The sequence below is a fragment of the Acinetobacter gyllenbergii CIP 110306 = MTCC 11365 genome, from assembly GCF_000413855.1.
Lineage (GTDB): Bacteria > Pseudomonadota > Gammaproteobacteria > Pseudomonadales > Moraxellaceae > Acinetobacter > Acinetobacter gyllenbergii.
This window is the reverse complement of record NZ_ATGG01000010.1, coordinates 1-15,866: the sequence shown is the minus strand read 5'-3', so window position 1 is coordinate 15,866 and position 15,866 is coordinate 1. Positions and strand designations below refer to the sequence as shown.

16 protein-coding genes and 1 pseudogene are annotated in these 15,866 nt (G+C 37.9%); 3 read left to right on the top strand and 14 right to left on the bottom strand.

The annotated features are described in order from the left end of the window. Nucleotides 1–303: 303 nt before the first annotated feature. Both F957_RS15455 and chrA read left to right on the top strand, forming a co-directional pair. Nucleotides 304–1,224, top strand: a complete 921-nt coding sequence (locus F957_RS15455; RefSeq protein WP_004828391.1) for a chromate resistance protein ChrB domain-containing protein — start codon at nt 304–306, stop codon at nt 1,222–1,224. Between the two features lie 2 nt (nt 1,225–1,226). Continuing rightward, nucleotides 1,227–2,579, top strand: coding sequence for a chromate efflux transporter (gene chrA, locus F957_RS15460; protein ID WP_005158089.1), 1,353 nt, complete (start codon nt 1,227–1,229; stop codon nt 2,577–2,579). 44 nt (nt 2,580–2,623) lie between these two features. On the opposite strand, the gene dmeF is transcribed toward chrA, so the two are convergent. Continuing rightward, complete coding sequence (gene dmeF / locus F957_RS15465) at nt 2,624–3,544, bottom strand: CDF family Co(II)/Ni(II) efflux transporter DmeF (protein ID WP_004828387.1); 921 nt, start codon at nt 3,542–3,544, stop codon at nt 2,624–2,626. Between the two features lie 55 nt (nt 3,545–3,599). On the opposite strand from dmeF, the gene F957_RS15470 reads away from it, so the two are divergent. Further along, nucleotides 3,600–3,869: a metal/formaldehyde-sensitive transcriptional repressor gene (locus F957_RS15470; protein WP_005158090.1), complete on the top strand. Its 270-nt coding sequence runs from the start codon at nt 3,600–3,602 to the stop codon at nt 3,867–3,869. 32 nt (nt 3,870–3,901) lie between these two features. Here the strand turns inward: F957_RS15470 and F957_RS21465 are convergent, their stop codons facing one another. The 13 genes and pseudogenes from F957_RS21465 to F957_RS15530 all read right to left on the bottom strand — a co-directional run. Further along, nucleotides 3,902–4,027 (bottom strand): YHYH domain-containing protein, encoded by a 126-nt coding sequence (locus F957_RS21465; protein WP_016541229.1) that lies wholly within the window; start codon nt 4,025–4,027, stop codon nt 3,902–3,904. Nucleotides 4,028–4,116: 89 nt separating this feature from the next. Continuing rightward, nucleotides 4,117–5,424 (bottom strand): MFS transporter, encoded by a 1,308-nt coding sequence (locus tag F957_RS15475; RefSeq protein ID WP_004828384.1) that lies wholly within the window; start codon nt 5,422–5,424, stop codon nt 4,117–4,119. A gap of 80 nt (nt 5,425–5,504) precedes the next feature. Then, a complete protein-coding gene (locus tag F957_RS15480; protein WP_004828381.1) occupies nt 5,505–6,143 on the bottom strand; it encodes a hypothetical protein in 639 nt (212 codons plus the stop codon). 11 nt (nt 6,144–6,154) lie between these two features. Continuing rightward, a complete protein-coding gene (locus F957_RS15485) occupies nt 6,155–6,868 on the bottom strand; it encodes a HupE/UreJ family protein (protein ID WP_004828379.1) in 714 nt (237 codons plus the stop codon). Between the two features lie 5 nt (nt 6,869–6,873). After that, a complete protein-coding gene (locus tag F957_RS15490; RefSeq protein WP_004828376.1) occupies nt 6,874–7,245 on the bottom strand; it encodes a hypothetical protein in 372 nt (123 codons plus the stop codon). Nucleotides 7,246–7,256: 11 nt separating this feature from the next. Beyond that, nucleotides 7,257–10,385 carry an efflux RND transporter permease subunit gene (locus F957_RS15495; protein WP_004828374.1) on the bottom strand — a complete coding sequence of 1,043 codons (3,129 nt, stop codon included), beginning with the start codon at nt 10,383–10,385 and terminating at the stop codon, nt 7,257–7,259. A 14-nt stretch (nt 10,386–10,399) separates the two neighbouring features. Then, nucleotides 10,400–11,875: an efflux RND transporter periplasmic adaptor subunit gene (locus tag F957_RS15500; protein ID WP_004828373.1), complete on the bottom strand. Its 1,476-nt coding sequence runs from the start codon at nt 11,873–11,875 to the stop codon at nt 10,400–10,402. Between the two features lie 10 nt (nt 11,876–11,885). Further along, nucleotides 11,886–13,085, bottom strand: coding sequence for a TolC family protein (locus F957_RS15505; protein WP_016541228.1), 1,200 nt, complete (start codon nt 13,083–13,085; stop codon nt 11,886–11,888). 47 nt (nt 13,086–13,132) lie between these two features. After that, nucleotides 13,133–13,588, bottom strand: a complete 456-nt coding sequence (locus F957_RS15510) for a hypothetical protein (protein ID WP_004828369.1) — start codon at nt 13,586–13,588, stop codon at nt 13,133–13,135. Nucleotides 13,589–13,901: 313 nt separating this feature from the next. Then, a complete protein-coding gene (locus tag F957_RS15515) occupies nt 13,902–14,204 on the bottom strand; it encodes a hypothetical protein (protein WP_004828367.1) in 303 nt (100 codons plus the stop codon). Between the two features lie 115 nt (nt 14,205–14,319). Beyond that, nucleotides 14,320–14,703 carry a hypothetical protein gene (locus F957_RS15520; protein ID WP_016541226.1) on the bottom strand — a complete coding sequence of 128 codons (384 nt, stop codon included), beginning with the start codon at nt 14,701–14,703 and terminating at the stop codon, nt 14,320–14,322. Between the two features lie 28 nt (nt 14,704–14,731). Then, a complete protein-coding gene (locus F957_RS15525; protein WP_004828362.1) occupies nt 14,732–15,493 on the bottom strand; it encodes a hypothetical protein in 762 nt (253 codons plus the stop codon). Nucleotides 15,494–15,516: 23 nt separating this feature from the next. Continuing rightward, nucleotides 15,517–15,866 (bottom strand): annotated as a pseudogene (locus F957_RS15530) (CAP domain-containing protein); the annotation flags it as partial.

Below are 15,866 nucleotides of genomic sequence, written 5' to 3'. Positions count from 1 at the left end.
TAAGATATTATTATTTCTAAAAATAATAATATACAACTTAAGCATAAACTTTTTAAAGCTATCTAACATAATCTTCAAAATAGAAATTGCCATCTCTACAAGCTAACTACGACTGAGCCTTTTTTCAACACAATAGATCAGTAACGTAAACACATCGAATAGTTTTCAACTTTAATTCTACTTCAATCAAAGCTTGTCTGCCGCCCGTCTTAATATTTATCCTGATATAAGAAATCAGTTCTTCATATTTGTACCATGATAAAAATAATGTAATATAATAAACAAATAAGTTGAGTATACTACATGAAAATATCCTTACTCATATCCTCACTGCCTACGCAGAACACAACCACTCGTATGAGAGTCTGGCGATCTCTCAAAGCAAGCGGCGCAGCAATTCTAAGAGATGGGGTCTATTTGCTTCCTATTTCTCATAGTGAAAAGTTTGATCCTATTGCTAATGATGTTATCTCAGAACAAGGGGCTGCTTATGTATTTCACGCAGACCAACCTATAAACCTTGAATTAGCTCCTTTCTTCAATCGAAAAGAAGAATACGATGCCCTCTATAAACAACTCTCCGAGTTGAGAGATAGACAGAATAAAGATGAAAAGAAAGAGCTACTCAAGCAAGTCCGTAAATTAAGAAAAAGTATCGATGCGCTTGTAGAAATTGACTACTACCCCGATGAAACTCAAGCACAGGTTCTAAATGAGCTTTCCTCTTTAGAACTTTCAATTGCACGTCTTGGTGAAGTGAATGAACCAATAGCAATACAAGCTCATATTCAACTTCTAGATAAAGCTAGTTATCAAAACAGAACTTGGGCAACTCGTAAAAGACCTTGGATTGATCGTTTAGCCTCTGCATGGCTAATAAAGACATTTATTGATGCCTCACCAAAATTCATTTGGTTAGAAACACCAAGTGACTGCCCAAAAGGAGCATTTGGATTCGATTTTGATGGTGCAACTTTCAGTCATATCAATCATTGGGTGACCTTCGAAGTTCTTTTACATAGTTTTGATCTAGAAACACCCGCATTAAAGAAAATCGCTGAAATTGTTCATTACCTAGATGTAGGGGGAATTGAGCCTCCCGAAGCAATCGGTATTGAAAAAGTTATTCAAGGAATTCGAAGTCAGATAAGTGACGATGACCAATTATTTGCATTATCGAATCACATTTTCGATGGCTTATATGCCAACCTATCAAGAGAATAATCATGGAACAAGAACTTGTTATAGAACCAGAACAAGAAATACAGTCAATTTCATTTTGGCAAGCATTTCTATTCTGGCTGAAATTGGGGTTCATTAGTTTTGGTGGACCAGCAGGACAAATCGCTGTCATGCACCAAGAACTCGTTGAACAAAAACGCTGGATCTCTGAAAAACGTTTCTTACACGCTCTCAACTACTGCATGTTATTGCCTGGACCTGAAGCACAACAATTAGCAACCTATATCGGTTGGTTAATGCACAGGACTATAGGTGGTATTGTTGCTGGTGTCTTATTCGTTTTACCTTCTTTATTTATCCTGATCGCCCTCTCATGGGTCTATGTGAAGTTTGGTGATGTTCCTATTATTGCTGGGCTCTTTTATGGCATCAAACCTGCTGTTGTTGCTATTGTCTTTCATGCAACCTACAGAATTGGCAGCCGATCATTAAAGAATAAATTTTTATGGGCAATTGCTGCACTTGCATTCGTTGCTATCTTTTTCTTTAACCTTCCGTTCCCCTTAATCGTTCTAACCGCAGCAATCATTGGATACTTAGCAAGTAAAAAATATCCAAGCTTTTTTACGGGTGGAGGTTCACATCAGCAAGGTAAAAAAGATTATGGCCCAGCACTAATTGATGATGATACCCCAACCCCAGAACATGCCATATTTAGTTGGAAGCACTTAGGAAAAATATTATTTATAGGTGCAATTTTATGGTTCACACCCATTATAGGTTTGACTCTAACCTTAGGATGGGATCATGCCTATACACAAATGGCTTGGTTCTTTACCAAAGCGGCGCTGCTAACATTTGGTGGAGCTTATGCTGTATTACCCTACGTGTATCAAGGTGCTGTAAATTTTTATGGCTGGTTAGGACCGACACAAATGATTGACGGCTTAGCTCTAGGAGAAAGCACCCCTGGTCCATTGATCATGGTTGTTGCATTCGTAGGTTTTTTAGGTGGTTATAATCATGCATTATTAGGTAGCGAACATTTATTTCTAGCGGGTGCAATTGGTGCAGTAATCGTCACTTGGTTTACGTTTCTATTTTCATTCATTTTCATTCTAGCTGGCGCTCCTGTTATTGAATCAACTCACAATGAACTAAAGTTTACAGCGCCTTTAACAGCAATCACTGCTGCTGTTGTCGGTGTGATACTAAACTTAGCACTTTTCTTTAGCTATCACGTCTTATGGCCAAATGGATTCAATCATCCTTTCAACTATGAAGCAGCATTCATCGCAATAGCGGCATTTATTGCCTTGTTCCATTTTGAAGTGAAAGTCATGTATGTGATTCTTGCCGCTGCCTTATGTGGTTTGATTCTATACATTGGAGCCTAAAAATTAAGAGGAGCTTTTAAAGCTCCTCTTAATTAAAAAACCTACTAAATAAAATGAATTTCTACACTTGCATGAACAATTTCTTCATGAATAGAAAGTGCTTTCTTTACAACATCAGGCGTTAAATCAATACCTGTACTTTCTAAAGCCAAGATACATGAAAATTTCCCTTTCCCAACTTTCCAAACGTGTAAATCAGTAATTTTAGCTTGAGTAAACTGATCAATAACTTCTCTAATTTCATCTACAACAGGATGTGACATTTCTGCATCAAGTAAAGTCTTCCCAGTTTCACACAACAAGCCCCATGACCATTTTGCAACTAGAATTGCACCAACAACACCAAGTAAAGCATCCAAGAAATTCCAACCGAAATATTTACCTGCAATAAGAGCCACAATTGCAAGTACAGAAGTCACCGCATCAGCCACTACATGAATAAAAGCTGCTTTTTGATTTAAATCATGATGATGATCATGATGGTGGTCATCATGACCATGGTGATGGTCTCCACCATCGTGCAATAACCATGCACACACTATATTTACTAATAAACCAACAACAGCAATAGGAATCGCTTCATTATAGTGAATATTTACAGGGTTCATTAAACGATCAATAGACTGAATTCCCATTAATATCGCGACTACCATTAAAATAATGGCACTGCTATAACCTGCTAAAATTTCAATTTTCCAAGTACCAAAGCTAAATCTTTTGTCATGAGCATAATGACGAGCCATTCGATACGCAAAATAGGCCAAGCCTAGAGCCACCATATGTGAACTCATATGCCAACCATCTGCAAGCAGTGCCATTGAATTAAAAATCCAACCACCAAAAATTTCTAGCACCATCATTATCGCTGTTAATATCGTAGCGATAAGAATCTTTTTTTGAGCTAAGGGATTTCCCTCATCAAATTGATGAGAATGATAGCGATCCAAGTTACTATGAAGTTGCATAAGTTTTATCTTTCCAAGATACTCCCCCCAGTATATATTTTTTTAAGGAAAAATCATGTCTCATTTGCATCAAGATAAAAAAATTTTTAATCGCATTAAACGGATTCAAGGACAAGTTGCATCTGTAGAAAAGTCACTTTTGACGCCAGAAAGCTCCTGTCTTGATGTTTTACAACAAGTTGCAGCAATTAAAGGTGCTGTTAATGGATTAATGCAGCAACTGCTAGAGCAACATTTAAGAGAACATGTACTAAAAGGAGAGCAAAATTTTGATGAAGAAGAAATGCAAAAATACTTATTGTTATTAGATCGTTATTCAAAGTGAGTAGAACATTATGCTCTACTCACTTTTGATTATTAATGGCAGTGACGATCCCCTGTCTTGCTATTCGTATGGCAGCCTGAAGAATCAGTACCACCTGAATGAGCAAAAGCATTTGTTACCGCAAGCCCCATTAAACATACAAAGATTAGTTTTTTCATGTTGTTCCCCTTTTTTATTGAACGATAAAACAAGTTTAAAATTGTACAACAAATAAACGGGTTACTTCTAAGCCATTAGTCGAAAAGAATTATTTAGGCCACTTTTGATGATAGTCATCAATCACATACTCATGCACATGTACACCATTGACTTGGTGCTGAACCACATGATCGTGGTCTGCGGGTAAATCATCATGGCTATGTGCTAGAAAATCTTCATCTTTAGTTGTCCATAAGCGTAATGCAAGAATGAGAGCAATAATCGCAATAACAGCCATCGGAATAAAAGTCTGTAATGTGCCTATATTGGTACTTAACCATCCAACTAATGGATAAGTAATTAACCAACAAGCATGAGAGAAAGCAAATTGTGCGGCAAACAGTGAGGTTCTATTCTCACTCGATGCAGACTTGCGAATTAAACGGCCTGTAGGTGTTTGTGAAACAGAATATCCAATACCAAGCACAAACCAAAGTGCAAGCAAACCATTATAAGATGTAATGAAATAACCACTTAACAGCCCGATTACAAGAATTGTTGTACCAGTCAACATAACTGATCGATCAGGAAATTTATCCAATATCTTTGGCAAAACAAAAGCCGATAACATTGATCCAAGACCAAATAAACCAAATGCCCATGTCGTTGCATTTTCAGTAAGTTTAAATGTCGATTGAACCAGTACAACAGTATTTACAATCACAACCGCACTCGCCGATGCAATTGCTAGATTTAAAGCAAGCAACGCCTTAAGTCTTGGCGTATTAAAATAAATTTTAGCTCCCTGCTTTATACGACTATAAACACCTCTAAATTCAGGTACTTTGGCAACTGGTAATTTTGCACTTACCACAAACAAAGCAGAACCGATAAAACCTAATACTGTTCCTAAAAACAGATTATGGTAGCTCATGACAGTGAGTAAGAAACCTGCCAGCATTGGACTGATAATATTTTCCAAATCATAGGCTAAGCGAGACAATGACAAAGCATTGGTATAGTCTTTTTCTTCAGGAAGAACATCTGGAATCATTGCCTGAAATGTTGGTGTAAATGCAGCAGAAGCAGATTGCAAAATAAAAATGAGAATATAAATTTGCCAAATTTGCGTCACAAACGGTAGACACAATGCTGTTAATGCTCGAATAACATCTAATCCAACCAATACTTGTTTTCTTGGTAATCTCTCAGCAAATGCTGATGCTATAGGTGCTACACCGATATAAGCAATCATCTTAATTGCCAATGCAATACCGAGAACTTGGGCTGCTTCTCCCTTTGCAATATCGTATGCCTGTAAAGCTAGGGCAATTGTGATTAACCCCGTTCCGATTAGTGCTATTACTTGGGCCAAAAACAAATGCCGATATGTTGTGTTTTTTAGTACTTCTAGCATCTTATGGATTCCTTTTAGAACCTGACTTCTTTAGCAATTGAATCTCCTTGGAATAATATTCCAAGGAGATTGATCAAAACTTAAAAGACTTTCTTCATTTCACTAAACTGCCCTTCTACAAGTAGAGTTACAGTCACTGGATTTTCAGTACGGTTACGCCAGAACCAACCATGTTTGCCATCAAAAGCTGCCTTTAAGACGCCCTGCTGAGTTGTCTCATTCTTTCCTTTGCCATAGCCATGATAGAACCCTTTAGGAGCATTCACTGGATCACCATGAGTATCATAGTTAAGACCACCTCCTACTGCTTTCCAATCAAAGTTGACACTTGCACTTTGTGGCATTGTCAGTTTCACTTCGGTTGCTTGGCCCGGTTTAAGCTCGATACTAATGCTCTCTTTATTAATAGCAGGCATAATCATTTGAGCATTATCAGCTGCCGTTTGAGTCGAAGTTTCTACTGATATTTGTTCAACACTATTCACTGCCTGTGCAGCATTGATACCATTTTCTGACTCTTCAGCTAGTGATTGTTTGATTTCTCCCATTTTCGTTAAACCAAGCACTTTACCCATACCTGTCGGATCAATTGCATACTCCGCAGGCATGACACAGGTAACTAGCACAACAACGGCACTTACGGCAGCAATTGCTGTTGATTTAATTAATTTTTTTGATGAAGGTAATTCGATATCTTTTGGAATTTCAGCGTTATACATAATTTAGATCCTTATTGAGTAATGAAGCCAGTAAGTTGATAGCCAACAAGTAAAAAACCGAGGAACATGAGGAAGACATTGCTTTGATAAGCTGTTTTAAAGAAATAAGGTGTCTTTCTCCAAAACGTCATTAATAACAAGATGATGCACAGAGCCATAAACTGACCTAATTCAACCCCAATATTGAATGAGATTAAATTTGCCAACAGTCCATCACTCGGAACTTCATATTCCTGAATTTTTACTGCGAGTCCAAAACCATGAATCAGACCAAAAATTAAAGTCGCGATTTTCGTGTTTGGTTGAAAACCAAACCAACGCTGATATGCCCCCAAGTTATCTAGAGCCTTATAAACAATCGAAAAACCAATGATTGCATCAATGATGTAGGCGTTTATCGAGATATTGTAATAAACACCCACCAGCATCGTAATCGAATGCCCAAGTGCAAATAGGCTGACGTACAAGCCGATATCTTTCATTCGGTATAAGAAGAAGATAATGCCAACAAGAAATAGTAAATGGTCATATCCAGTGACCATATGTTTCGCACCCAAATAGATGAATGGAATCACATGAACGCCATAAATTTCTTGAATATAACCCTTATCACCTTCTGCTACTCCATGAGCAAAAAGTGTAGGACTTACCAATGTAATGAATAAAGCAAGTAATAGCTTTATGTAAGCACTTAATTTCACAATGTGTGAAGCAATAATTTGCATGTATATCAAACTCCAAAATTTAAAATGAATTGAAAATCCATTAACTTTTTGGGCGGTTTAAAAATACGACTCACCATCAGATAAACATATTCTTTTGACCAATCTAGAATTGATATCCCCTTTAAGAGATGGGCTAAAGCGGTCGATTTAAGTGCGTCATAGCCAACAAAATGTTCATAGTAATTATCTTGGTGACTATGTGAATGTTGTTGGCTTATCTCATGATGGTGAGAGTGAATTGCATCAATTGAAACGTGTCTCTGAAATTCATTTTCAGTTACATGCTCATTAAAGTGCAAACATAAAGCGAGACTGATCATGCAGACTAGCCACATCATCACAAATTTGCTTTGTTTATCTCGCAATATATTTGTCATTAAAGATGCCCCTAAACAACCTGTTCAGTGGCATCGTTTGATTTTCTTGACCTACCTTGGTTAAACCACACATATAAGGTCGGCAAAATAATCAAAGTCAGTAAGGTTGATGAAATAATCCCACCAATAACGACAGTTGCAATTGGGCGTTGAACTTCAGAGCCAATGCCTACGTTTAAGGCCATCGGAATAAAACCTAATGAAGCGACCAAAGCTGTAATCAACACGGGGCGGAGTCTTTCCATTGCACCATGTTTCACTGCATCAATGACACTTTCACCTTGAACTCTAAGCCGCTGAATGGCTGAAACAAGAACCAAACCATTCAGCACAGCAACACCCGATAAGGCAATGAAACCCACAGCCGCAGAAATTGAGAATGGAATATCACGTAGTGCTAAAGCAATCACACCACCTGTTAGTGCAAATGGCACACCTGTGAATACCAAGATACTGTTTCTAATATTACCTAAAGCCATATAGATCATGGCAAAGATCAGAATTAAAGCAATCGGTACTACAACCATAAGACGATTTGAAGCAGATTCCATCTGCTCAAACGTACCGCCCCAAGTCAGCCAATAACCATCTGGTAATTTAAAATCAGCATTCAGCTTAGATTGTGCTTCTGAAATGTAACTACCAATATCTGTTCCACGAACATTTGCTGTAATGACGATACGACGTTTACCATTTTCGCGAGAAATCTGGTTTGGTCCTTGAACATTTTTTAACTCAATCAATTCTGATAAAAGAACACTAGAACCATCAGCTAAACTCACAGGAATCTGATAAAGCTTCTCGAGGTCTGTTACCGAGTTTTGGTCCATGCGTACCACAATGTCGAACTTTCGATCTCCTTCAAACACCTTACCTGCTGTCTCGCCTGTGATTAGACTAGAAACCTGTTTTTGTACATCCTCTGCATCAAGCCCATAATTGGCAATCATGTCTTTTTTCAACTCAACAGAAACCATGGGTAAACCAGACATCTGTTCGACTTTAAGATCAGCAGTACCATTGACTCCCTCTAAAATCTTAGCGGCAGCGTTTGCTGATTCAAGTAACTGTTCCAAATCATCACCATAAATTTTTACGGCAACATCGGTTCGGACACCTGAAATAAGTTCGTTAAAACGCATTTGAATCGGCTGTGTAAACTCATAATTGTTTCCATATACGCCTTTAGATACACGTTCAATTTCAGCAACAACCGCAGACTTTTCCTTATCAGGATTAGGCCACTGACTACGAGGTTTCAGCATGACAAAGTTATCTGCAACGTTAGGTGGAACAGGATCAGTCGCAATTTCAGCAGTCCCCACTTTGGCAAAAATAGTCTGAACTTCTGGAATTTTCTTAATCTCTTTTTCTAACGTGTATTGCATTTCAATTGCTTGAGTCAACGACGTGCCAGGAATACGCAAGGCATGTAGTGCTACATCTCCCTCATCCAAGGAAGGTATAAACTCTGAGCCTAAACGAGTCGAAAGACTTGCACTAAAAACAAAGAAAATAGAGACAAAAGCAATTAGCAAATATCTATGATTTAAAGACCAATCTAAAATTGGGTTATAAAATCTTTTGATGCCATGGACGATTTTTGACTCTTCTTCTTTAATTTCACCGGTAGTGACTAATGCCACCATTGCAGGGACAAACGTAATTGAAAGAATCATTGCTGCCACTAAAGCCATAACCACTGTTGCAGCCATTGGTGTAAACATCTTTCCTTCAACACCAGTCAGAGTCATTACAGGTAGATACACCAAGATAATGATCAATTGACCATAGAGAATCGCTTTGCGGGATTCTTTAGTCGCTTCAAACACAGTCGTAAAGCGTTCTTGCCTTGTTAAAACTCGCCCAAGCTCTTTTTGTTTAATTGCCAACTTTGCTAAGGAAGCCTCAACAATTACAACAGCACCATCTACAATAATCCCGAAATCTAGTGCCCCAAGACTCATAAGGTTGGCACTAATTTTCTGGTTCACCATACCTGTGATTGTCATCAACATTGATAATGGAATAACTAGAGCTGTAATCAGCGCGGCACGGAAATGACCAAGAAATACAAACAGAACAACGATTACCAGAATCGCACCTTCTAGAAGATTCTTTTTCACCGTCTGTATCGTTGCATCAACCAAAGTTGTACGGTTATAGACCGCTTTTGCTTCTACACCTTCTGGTAATGATTTTTGAACTTGCTGTAGTTTTTGATCAACAGCATGAGCAACATTTCGTGAGTTCTCACCGATAAGCATGAATGCTGTACCCAGTACAATTTCTTGCCCATCTTTAGTTGCGGCACCTGTACGTAATTCGTGACCAATAGATATTTTGGCAACATCTTTCAATCTGAGGATATAACCATTGCTCGTCGTAATCGGGATATTCTGGATTTGCTCAATTGAGTTAATTTGAGAATCAGAACGAATCAAATACTGTTCACCATTTTTCTCAATATACCCCGAGCCTTTATTCATGCTGTTCTTAGAGATAGCCTCTAAAATCGCTTTCTGATCCAGCCCTATGCTACGTAAATAAGCATAATCAGGTTGAACTACAAATTGTTTGAGATAACCACCAATGGTATTGATTTCATTAACACCCTCTACATTTCGAAGCTGAGGTTTAATCACCCAGTCTTGTAAGGTGCGTAATTCCGTTGGTGAAAGTGGATTAGGATTGTTCTTGGCATTTTCAACGGTATACATGAAGATTTCGCCAAGTCCTGTAGAAACAGGCCCCATAGAAGTTGCAATTCCAACGGGAAGATTTGGTGTCACCCCTTGTAGCTTCTCATTCACTAATTGTCGGGCAAAATAAATATCCGTCCCTTCTTTGAAAATTGCCGTCACTTGTGACAGGCCATACCGAGAGACTGATCGGGTATAGTCTAAATTTGGAATACCAGCCAAAGCCGTTTCAATAGGATAAGTCACCTGAGACTCCATCTCCATTGGAGAGAGTCCTTGAGCTTCACTATTAATCTGAACTTGTACATTCGTAATATCGGGAACAGCATCAATTGGTAGCTTAAAATAGTTATAGGCCCCCAATGCACCGACAAATAGGAATACGATGAGTACAAGCCAACGATTCTTAATCGAGAGTTTAACAATCTGATCAAACATATTCGCTACTCCCCTTAATGGTCATGAGTAGCGCCAGATTTACCTAGCTCTGCTTTTAAAAGATATGAATTTCCTGCGGCATAAACCTGTCCTATTCGTAATCCAGATTTAACTTCCACATACCCATTGTATTTATCGCCAAGCTCCAGAGGTCGAGCTTCAAAATCGTTACCAACACGAATGAATACCACGTCCCAATCACGGAAATTCTGTAACGCATCTTCACGTACAACCATTGGCTTTTGACTTTGATTTTCAAAAATTTGAGCCGTGATTAACTGTCCAGAACGCCACTTAAACTGATTTGGTATCTCAATAAATACCTTCGCTGTACGTGTTTTAGTATCGATGACATCACTAATATATTTGATCTTGCCCAATGCCTCTTCTGTGCCTGTCGGACTTTGAGGTTTAACTTTGACTCTGTTTGTAGGGTTTATAGCATTAAGCTTGTCAGCAGGAACATTTACTACCGCCAAGAGTTGCGAAGTATTTGCGATTTTAAAAATAGGGGTTGAAGCGCTTACATTAGATCCAACAGCACCAAGGATTTCTAATATTGTTCCTGACATTGCTGCACGAACTTCAACTGTTCCATTACCTGAACCGCCATAAGAGCTTATTAAGTTATTCAACTCATTTGCACGAGTTTGAGCAGCATCAAAATCTCTCTTTGCAGAAATATAATCAATCTCAGGTGATACACGCTTTTGCCATAATGCTCGTTCTTGTTCCATTTTTTGTCGAGCAAACTGTAGAGTTTCCAAAGCAACTTTACGATCCGCATTCAAACGAATTAAATCTTGGCTTTGGACAACAGCAAGTAAGTCTCCTTGACTTACTTTATCCCCAATATTACGGTAGGTTTTTATCAGTGTTCCACTGGCTTTTGGTGCAACAAGGCTTTCAAAATTATCAGGAAACTTCAATTCACCTTTCAGTTCCAAAGCATTTTCAAACATCATTGGTTCAACTTTTAAAAGCTCTAAACCACTGCTCTTAATACTACTGTCTAACATGGTGACACGACCTTCTTTCGTATCCCACTTCCAAGTATGTTTTTTTCCTTGATAATCGACATTTACAACCATTAGAAACGAATGTGGCTCATAGACAATTTCATTTCCAATCAAGTAATCACTCTCTGGTTTAAATTGAATATTCTGCTCAGCATCTAAACGCTTAATGTAAATATTCGCTTTTAAGTCTTCAGGTTTAAGTGGCTTGTCTTTCAAATACCCATAAACACGGAGGTGTGGTTCCACTCCTTCTTCAAATATCTTAACCTCAGCAGAGAAATCTCCATCTCGATACAAACGACCACCGTGTGGTCCTTTCTCATCTCCAGCTACAGCTACTTTTTCTTCGGCGACCTCACCATGTCCACTCGCTTGTGTCTTATTTCCGGTTTTATACCAAGCAATAGCACATAAGACGATAAGTAAGGCAACGACACCAGTTGCAATCAATGTATTTGTTTGTTTATTCATATCCTTGCCCTTATTCTTGATCTAAATGAGTAATGTAGTTGCGCTCGACTTCTGCAATTTCTGTCTGCAAAGCCAACCACAAATCGAATCGAGCAAGATGTTTGTCTAGCCAAATTTGCTTGATGTTATTGAACTCAAGTAAAGAGTTTTTCCCTGCTTGGTAACCCATCTCTGCAATTCGCAGGCTTTCATTTGTTGCGGGCAAAACGGTTTGATCATATTGCTTAATCGCATCAATTAAATTTGAAACCTCAATAGATTTGTTTTCCAATTCAATTTTAGAGTTACGACTCACAAGCACAGACTTTGTTTCTGCTTTCGTATGCTCTGCTTGAGCAATCGCAATATTGCCCTTATTTCGATTAAAGACATTGAGAGGTATTGACGTTGAAACTTGGAAGACTTTGTCATTGGTTTCTTGGTAGTTCCTAACCCCTACTCCCAAAGTAATATCGGGTATTGCTTCTTTACGGGCCAGTTCAAACTGAGTCTTTTTCAGCTTTGAACTCAGCGTTGCTTCTTGCTCAGACAAACTTATTTTGTCTGTGAAATTAAAGCTTAGCGGAACCTCCAATGCATTACTTGGCAGGTTGGAAGTGAACTTAGAGCACAGATTTTTCTGGAACTGAATCTTCTTCACTTCATTTTGATGGCGCAATTGAGATTCAGATGAAAGTGCTATGCTTAGTTGAGCATCAGAAGGAATTACTCGCCCGTACTTAAGCCGTTCGGAAAGAACATTAGCTTGTCTGGCATTCAATTTACTCTCAGAAGAATAAATTTCAGCACGCTGAGTAGCTACATACCAGTTCGCCATACAGATTCTTAAATCTGCTTTGAGTTCAGCCTGACGCTTTGCTATTTCGAACAGATTGCGATCACCTTGAAAACTCGCAATCTGTTTTCTCAAGGAAAGTTTATTACTAAGAGGAATCTCTTGTGACAGTCCCAATAAGGTTGTTGGGCCATCCAAATCCTTCAGTTTAGAATTACCGAGATTATCCAACTCCACATTGAAAGTCGGATTATTTAATCTACCAGCAAACTTTTGATTGATTTCATAAGCTTGCTCGGACTGCTGTAAGCTATTGAGTACAGCATCACTTGCGATTACCTGCTTTTGTAGATCAGCATAATTCGTTTCTGCGAATACATTTGCTGCTGTTGCTACAAATCCACAGGTAAGAAATATCTGATATTTTTTAGACATGACTTTACCTATACAAAAAAATTAAAATTAATTTTTGTATAGAAAAATCAATTATGTAGGACGATTAAGTTTTTAGAGTAGGTATAAGAATTACTAAATATTAGAGGGGATCGCCGCTTTAAAAAGGCTCGATAAATAGGCTTTTCAAAAAGCTGGAAAAAGAATAAAACTAGTGGAAGTGCGAAACTAAGAATAAAGACTGGATCTATGCTTAGATCACTATCAGAAGAAATTGGTTTTACTGAATGATGATAAATTGGCTCATCAATGTTCTTCCAGCTATGCGCTTCAGCGTCATGATCAGTAGAGTTTTTAAGAGAATCACTAGAATGCTGCAAAGACCAATGACTTGATGCATCATCCTCAACGACAATACTTAACTCATGTTGGTGTTCAATATTCTCAAGTAAGACAGGCGCCCACGCATGAACTCCCGTAATTGTTATCGTAAACAAAAACAGGATAAATGCGAGTATAAGCTTAGACAACCTACTTGAACGCATAGCGATGGAAATACTACTGATTTGCTAACAAAATACTAAAAAGTTTTATTAAAGTAAATCTCTCTCCTCAACATTTGAAAATGAATATGTTCGAAACTATTACCAATATCAGCAAAAGGAGTATGAATAAGCTCAAATCCGATCTATCTAATACTTACCCATTTTTTAGGGCAGCTATTAAGCTAAATTTGAGCTAAGTTTTCTACAGTCGTCAAATCATCCGCTACTGCTAGATAAGTATGTAATTATTAAATTCGGCATTAAGCAAAAAATAAGGGAAAAACTATTCCCTTATTTTTAGATAAAATAAATTTTAGGCAACATCCTCTTTAAAGTACTGATGCTTTCTTTTGGAATTATGCTTCCAGCTTTTAGCTACATTGTAGACTGAAGATGGAAGATCATCCCATTCTTCTGGCAAACCAGAACCTCGTGCAACACGAAGTTTTAAAGGATAATCCTTATATTCGATCAAATGAAAAAAATAGAAACTACGTTCTGGATATGTACTGAACTTTTTAAAATAAGCATTCCTCATATGGGGATATCGTTTTCGTATACCGTCATTAGGATGAGTGTTTGCAGGTTGTAGATACTGAAATTTCAGCTTTTTCATGTTTCCTCCTAGATTAAGTTATCTAGAAGGGATCCTCTGCATAGTAATTCATGTTTTAAAAATCTCTGATCAATTATCGTTTTAGCTTTGTATATTTAGCCTACCTTAGATCAAGCTATTTAAAATAATAGCCTAGCGTATCGTCTTTTGAATCACCCCACCCCGTCCATATCTGAGTCAGTTTTACGTAATGCTGATTGATGCTTTGGACTTTATATAAATAGCTACGTGGTGGAGAAATATTATTCGTTCGTACTTTCTCAATTAAAATAAAGGTTTTGTCATCTAGCCATTTTACTCGAAGTAGTAAAGGATCTTGGCATTGCCCCATTTCAGCATACATTGCTGCATCTTTACCATTCTTGGCAAAAGACAATCCTGCACATTCAGTATCTGGCAAATCCAAGACCAAACGCTTTCCTGCTAGGCTTTCTTTCGCACCTGCACAAGCCAGTGTTGAAAGACTTAAACATAATCCTGCGAATATTAATTTTTTCATTTGATATGACTCTTTATTTATTTGGAGGTTAAAACACATTGTCAATAAAACCACACTGTAAGATGTGCTGTGATGGATTGATCGGATTGTCATAAAGACTGATAAAAGCAATCATGTCATTCAGATAAGAACTGTCACGTTTATAACGCTGGCTATAGATATAAATCTGTTTGGGTGTATAGATCTTTTGATTTTGGAAGACTTCACCATTAAAGACCTTTAAATGTGGATATTGCTGAAAGACTTTTTGAGTTTTACTTCTATTTTGATCATCATGCATAGAAGCTTTATCCCACTGCTGTTTAAAGCTTTTGAATTGCTGTCCTGTATAGTGACTGAATTTAATATTTAATGCGTTCTCAATTTTTTGTTTAGTTGTGGCGATGTCATCTCGACGATAGATCGATGTATTTGCTCCTGCAACACTGACATGCATTGAGGTCTCAATCCGTTGAATCGGATTACTTTTGTTTCTAGGAAGATAGACGGTTGTTTCAGGGCAGTCCTGACAGAAATTTTCATCGTCTGAATCATCGATAATGGTAGTCTTTTGCTTGCTATATAGCTGTTGAAATTGTTTCTGAAGTTTGACGATCGCTGGTGTTGGTATATCTGCCTTGTCACCCAGCGCCAGTTGATTATTAAAAGATTGTTCTTTTTCAGCCCAATCCAGACAGGATAAGCCTTGCTCTAGGGTTAAAGCTGAAGCAGAAATAGGTTGAGCCATCGCGGTATGTATCATGAGCAGCGAGATACTCGTAACGAGAATTTTTTGAATCATACATGTCATTTTGTTGTTGTCCTTATGTTGGATTACCGACCATTCACGTTAAACCAATAGGAATATTCTTTAGGCTGACCATTCACCAGAACATTGCTGAGTTTGACGTCATAAATCACATTCAACTTCAAATCGTCAAAGTTAAACTGGATATGGTTGGGAACTCCGATATTTTCATAACGGATATTACTGATCTTCTGTTTAGCCCCACTACTTCGTTCAGTGACAACAACGTTAGCTTTAGCGTAGTCCACATTGCGATTGGCAAAGAAATTCTTTTGTTCGGTTAAAACTGAAATCGAGAGAATTGAACCCGCCATATAATATTTGGCTGGATAGTTGTGGTAGGGATAGGCAATCACACCGAGTGGTGCAGTGGTTG

Bases quoted from the DNA above. Each gene is read 5' to 3' on its own strand.
- F957_RS15455 (WP_004828391.1), top strand. From the start codon at position 304: ATGAAAATATCCTTACTCATATCCTCACTGCCTACGCAGAACACAACC.
- chrA (WP_005158089.1), top strand. From the start codon at position 1,227: ATGGAACAAGAACTTGTTATAGAACCAGAACAAGAAATACAGTCAATT.
- dmeF (WP_004828387.1), bottom strand. From the start codon at position 3,544: ATGCAACTTCATAGTAACTTGGATCGCTATCATTCTCATCAATTTGAT.
- F957_RS15470 (WP_005158090.1), top strand. From the start codon at position 3,600: ATGTCTCATTTGCATCAAGATAAAAAAATTTTTAATCGCATTAAACGG.
- F957_RS21465 (WP_016541229.1), bottom strand. From the start codon at position 4,027: ATGAAAAAACTAATCTTTGTATGTTTAATGGGGCTTGCGGTAACAAAT.
- F957_RS15475 (WP_004828384.1), bottom strand. From the start codon at position 5,424: ATGCTAGAAGTACTAAAAAACACAACATATCGGCATTTGTTTTTGGCC.
- F957_RS15480 (WP_004828381.1), bottom strand. From the start codon at position 6,143: ATGTATAACGCTGAAATTCCAAAAGATATCGAATTACCTTCATCAAAA.
- F957_RS15485 (WP_004828379.1), bottom strand. From the start codon at position 6,868: ATGCAAATTATTGCTTCACACATTGTGAAATTAAGTGCTTACATAAAG.
- F957_RS15490 (WP_004828376.1), bottom strand. From the start codon at position 7,245: ATGACAAATATATTGCGAGATAAACAAAGCAAATTTGTGATGATGTGG.
- F957_RS15495 (WP_004828374.1), bottom strand. From the start codon at position 10,385: ATGTTTGATCAGATTGTTAAACTCTCGATTAAGAATCGTTGGCTTGTA.
- F957_RS15500 (WP_004828373.1), bottom strand. From the start codon at position 11,875: ATGAATAAACAAACAAATACATTGATTGCAACTGGTGTCGTTGCCTTA.
- F957_RS15505 (WP_016541228.1), bottom strand. From the start codon at position 13,085: ATGTCTAAAAAATATCAGATATTTCTTACCTGTGGATTTGTAGCAACA.
- F957_RS15510 (WP_004828369.1), bottom strand. From the start codon at position 13,588: ATGCGTTCAAGTAGGTTGTCTAAGCTTATACTCGCATTTATCCTGTTT.
- F957_RS15515 (WP_004828367.1), bottom strand. From the start codon at position 14,204: ATGAAAAAGCTGAAATTTCAGTATCTACAACCTGCAAACACTCATCCT.
- F957_RS15520 (WP_016541226.1), bottom strand. From the start codon at position 14,703: ATGAAAAAATTAATATTCGCAGGATTATGTTTAAGTCTTTCAACACTG.
- F957_RS15525 (WP_004828362.1), bottom strand. From the start codon at position 15,493: ATGACATGTATGATTCAAAAAATTCTCGTTACGAGTATCTCGCTGCTC.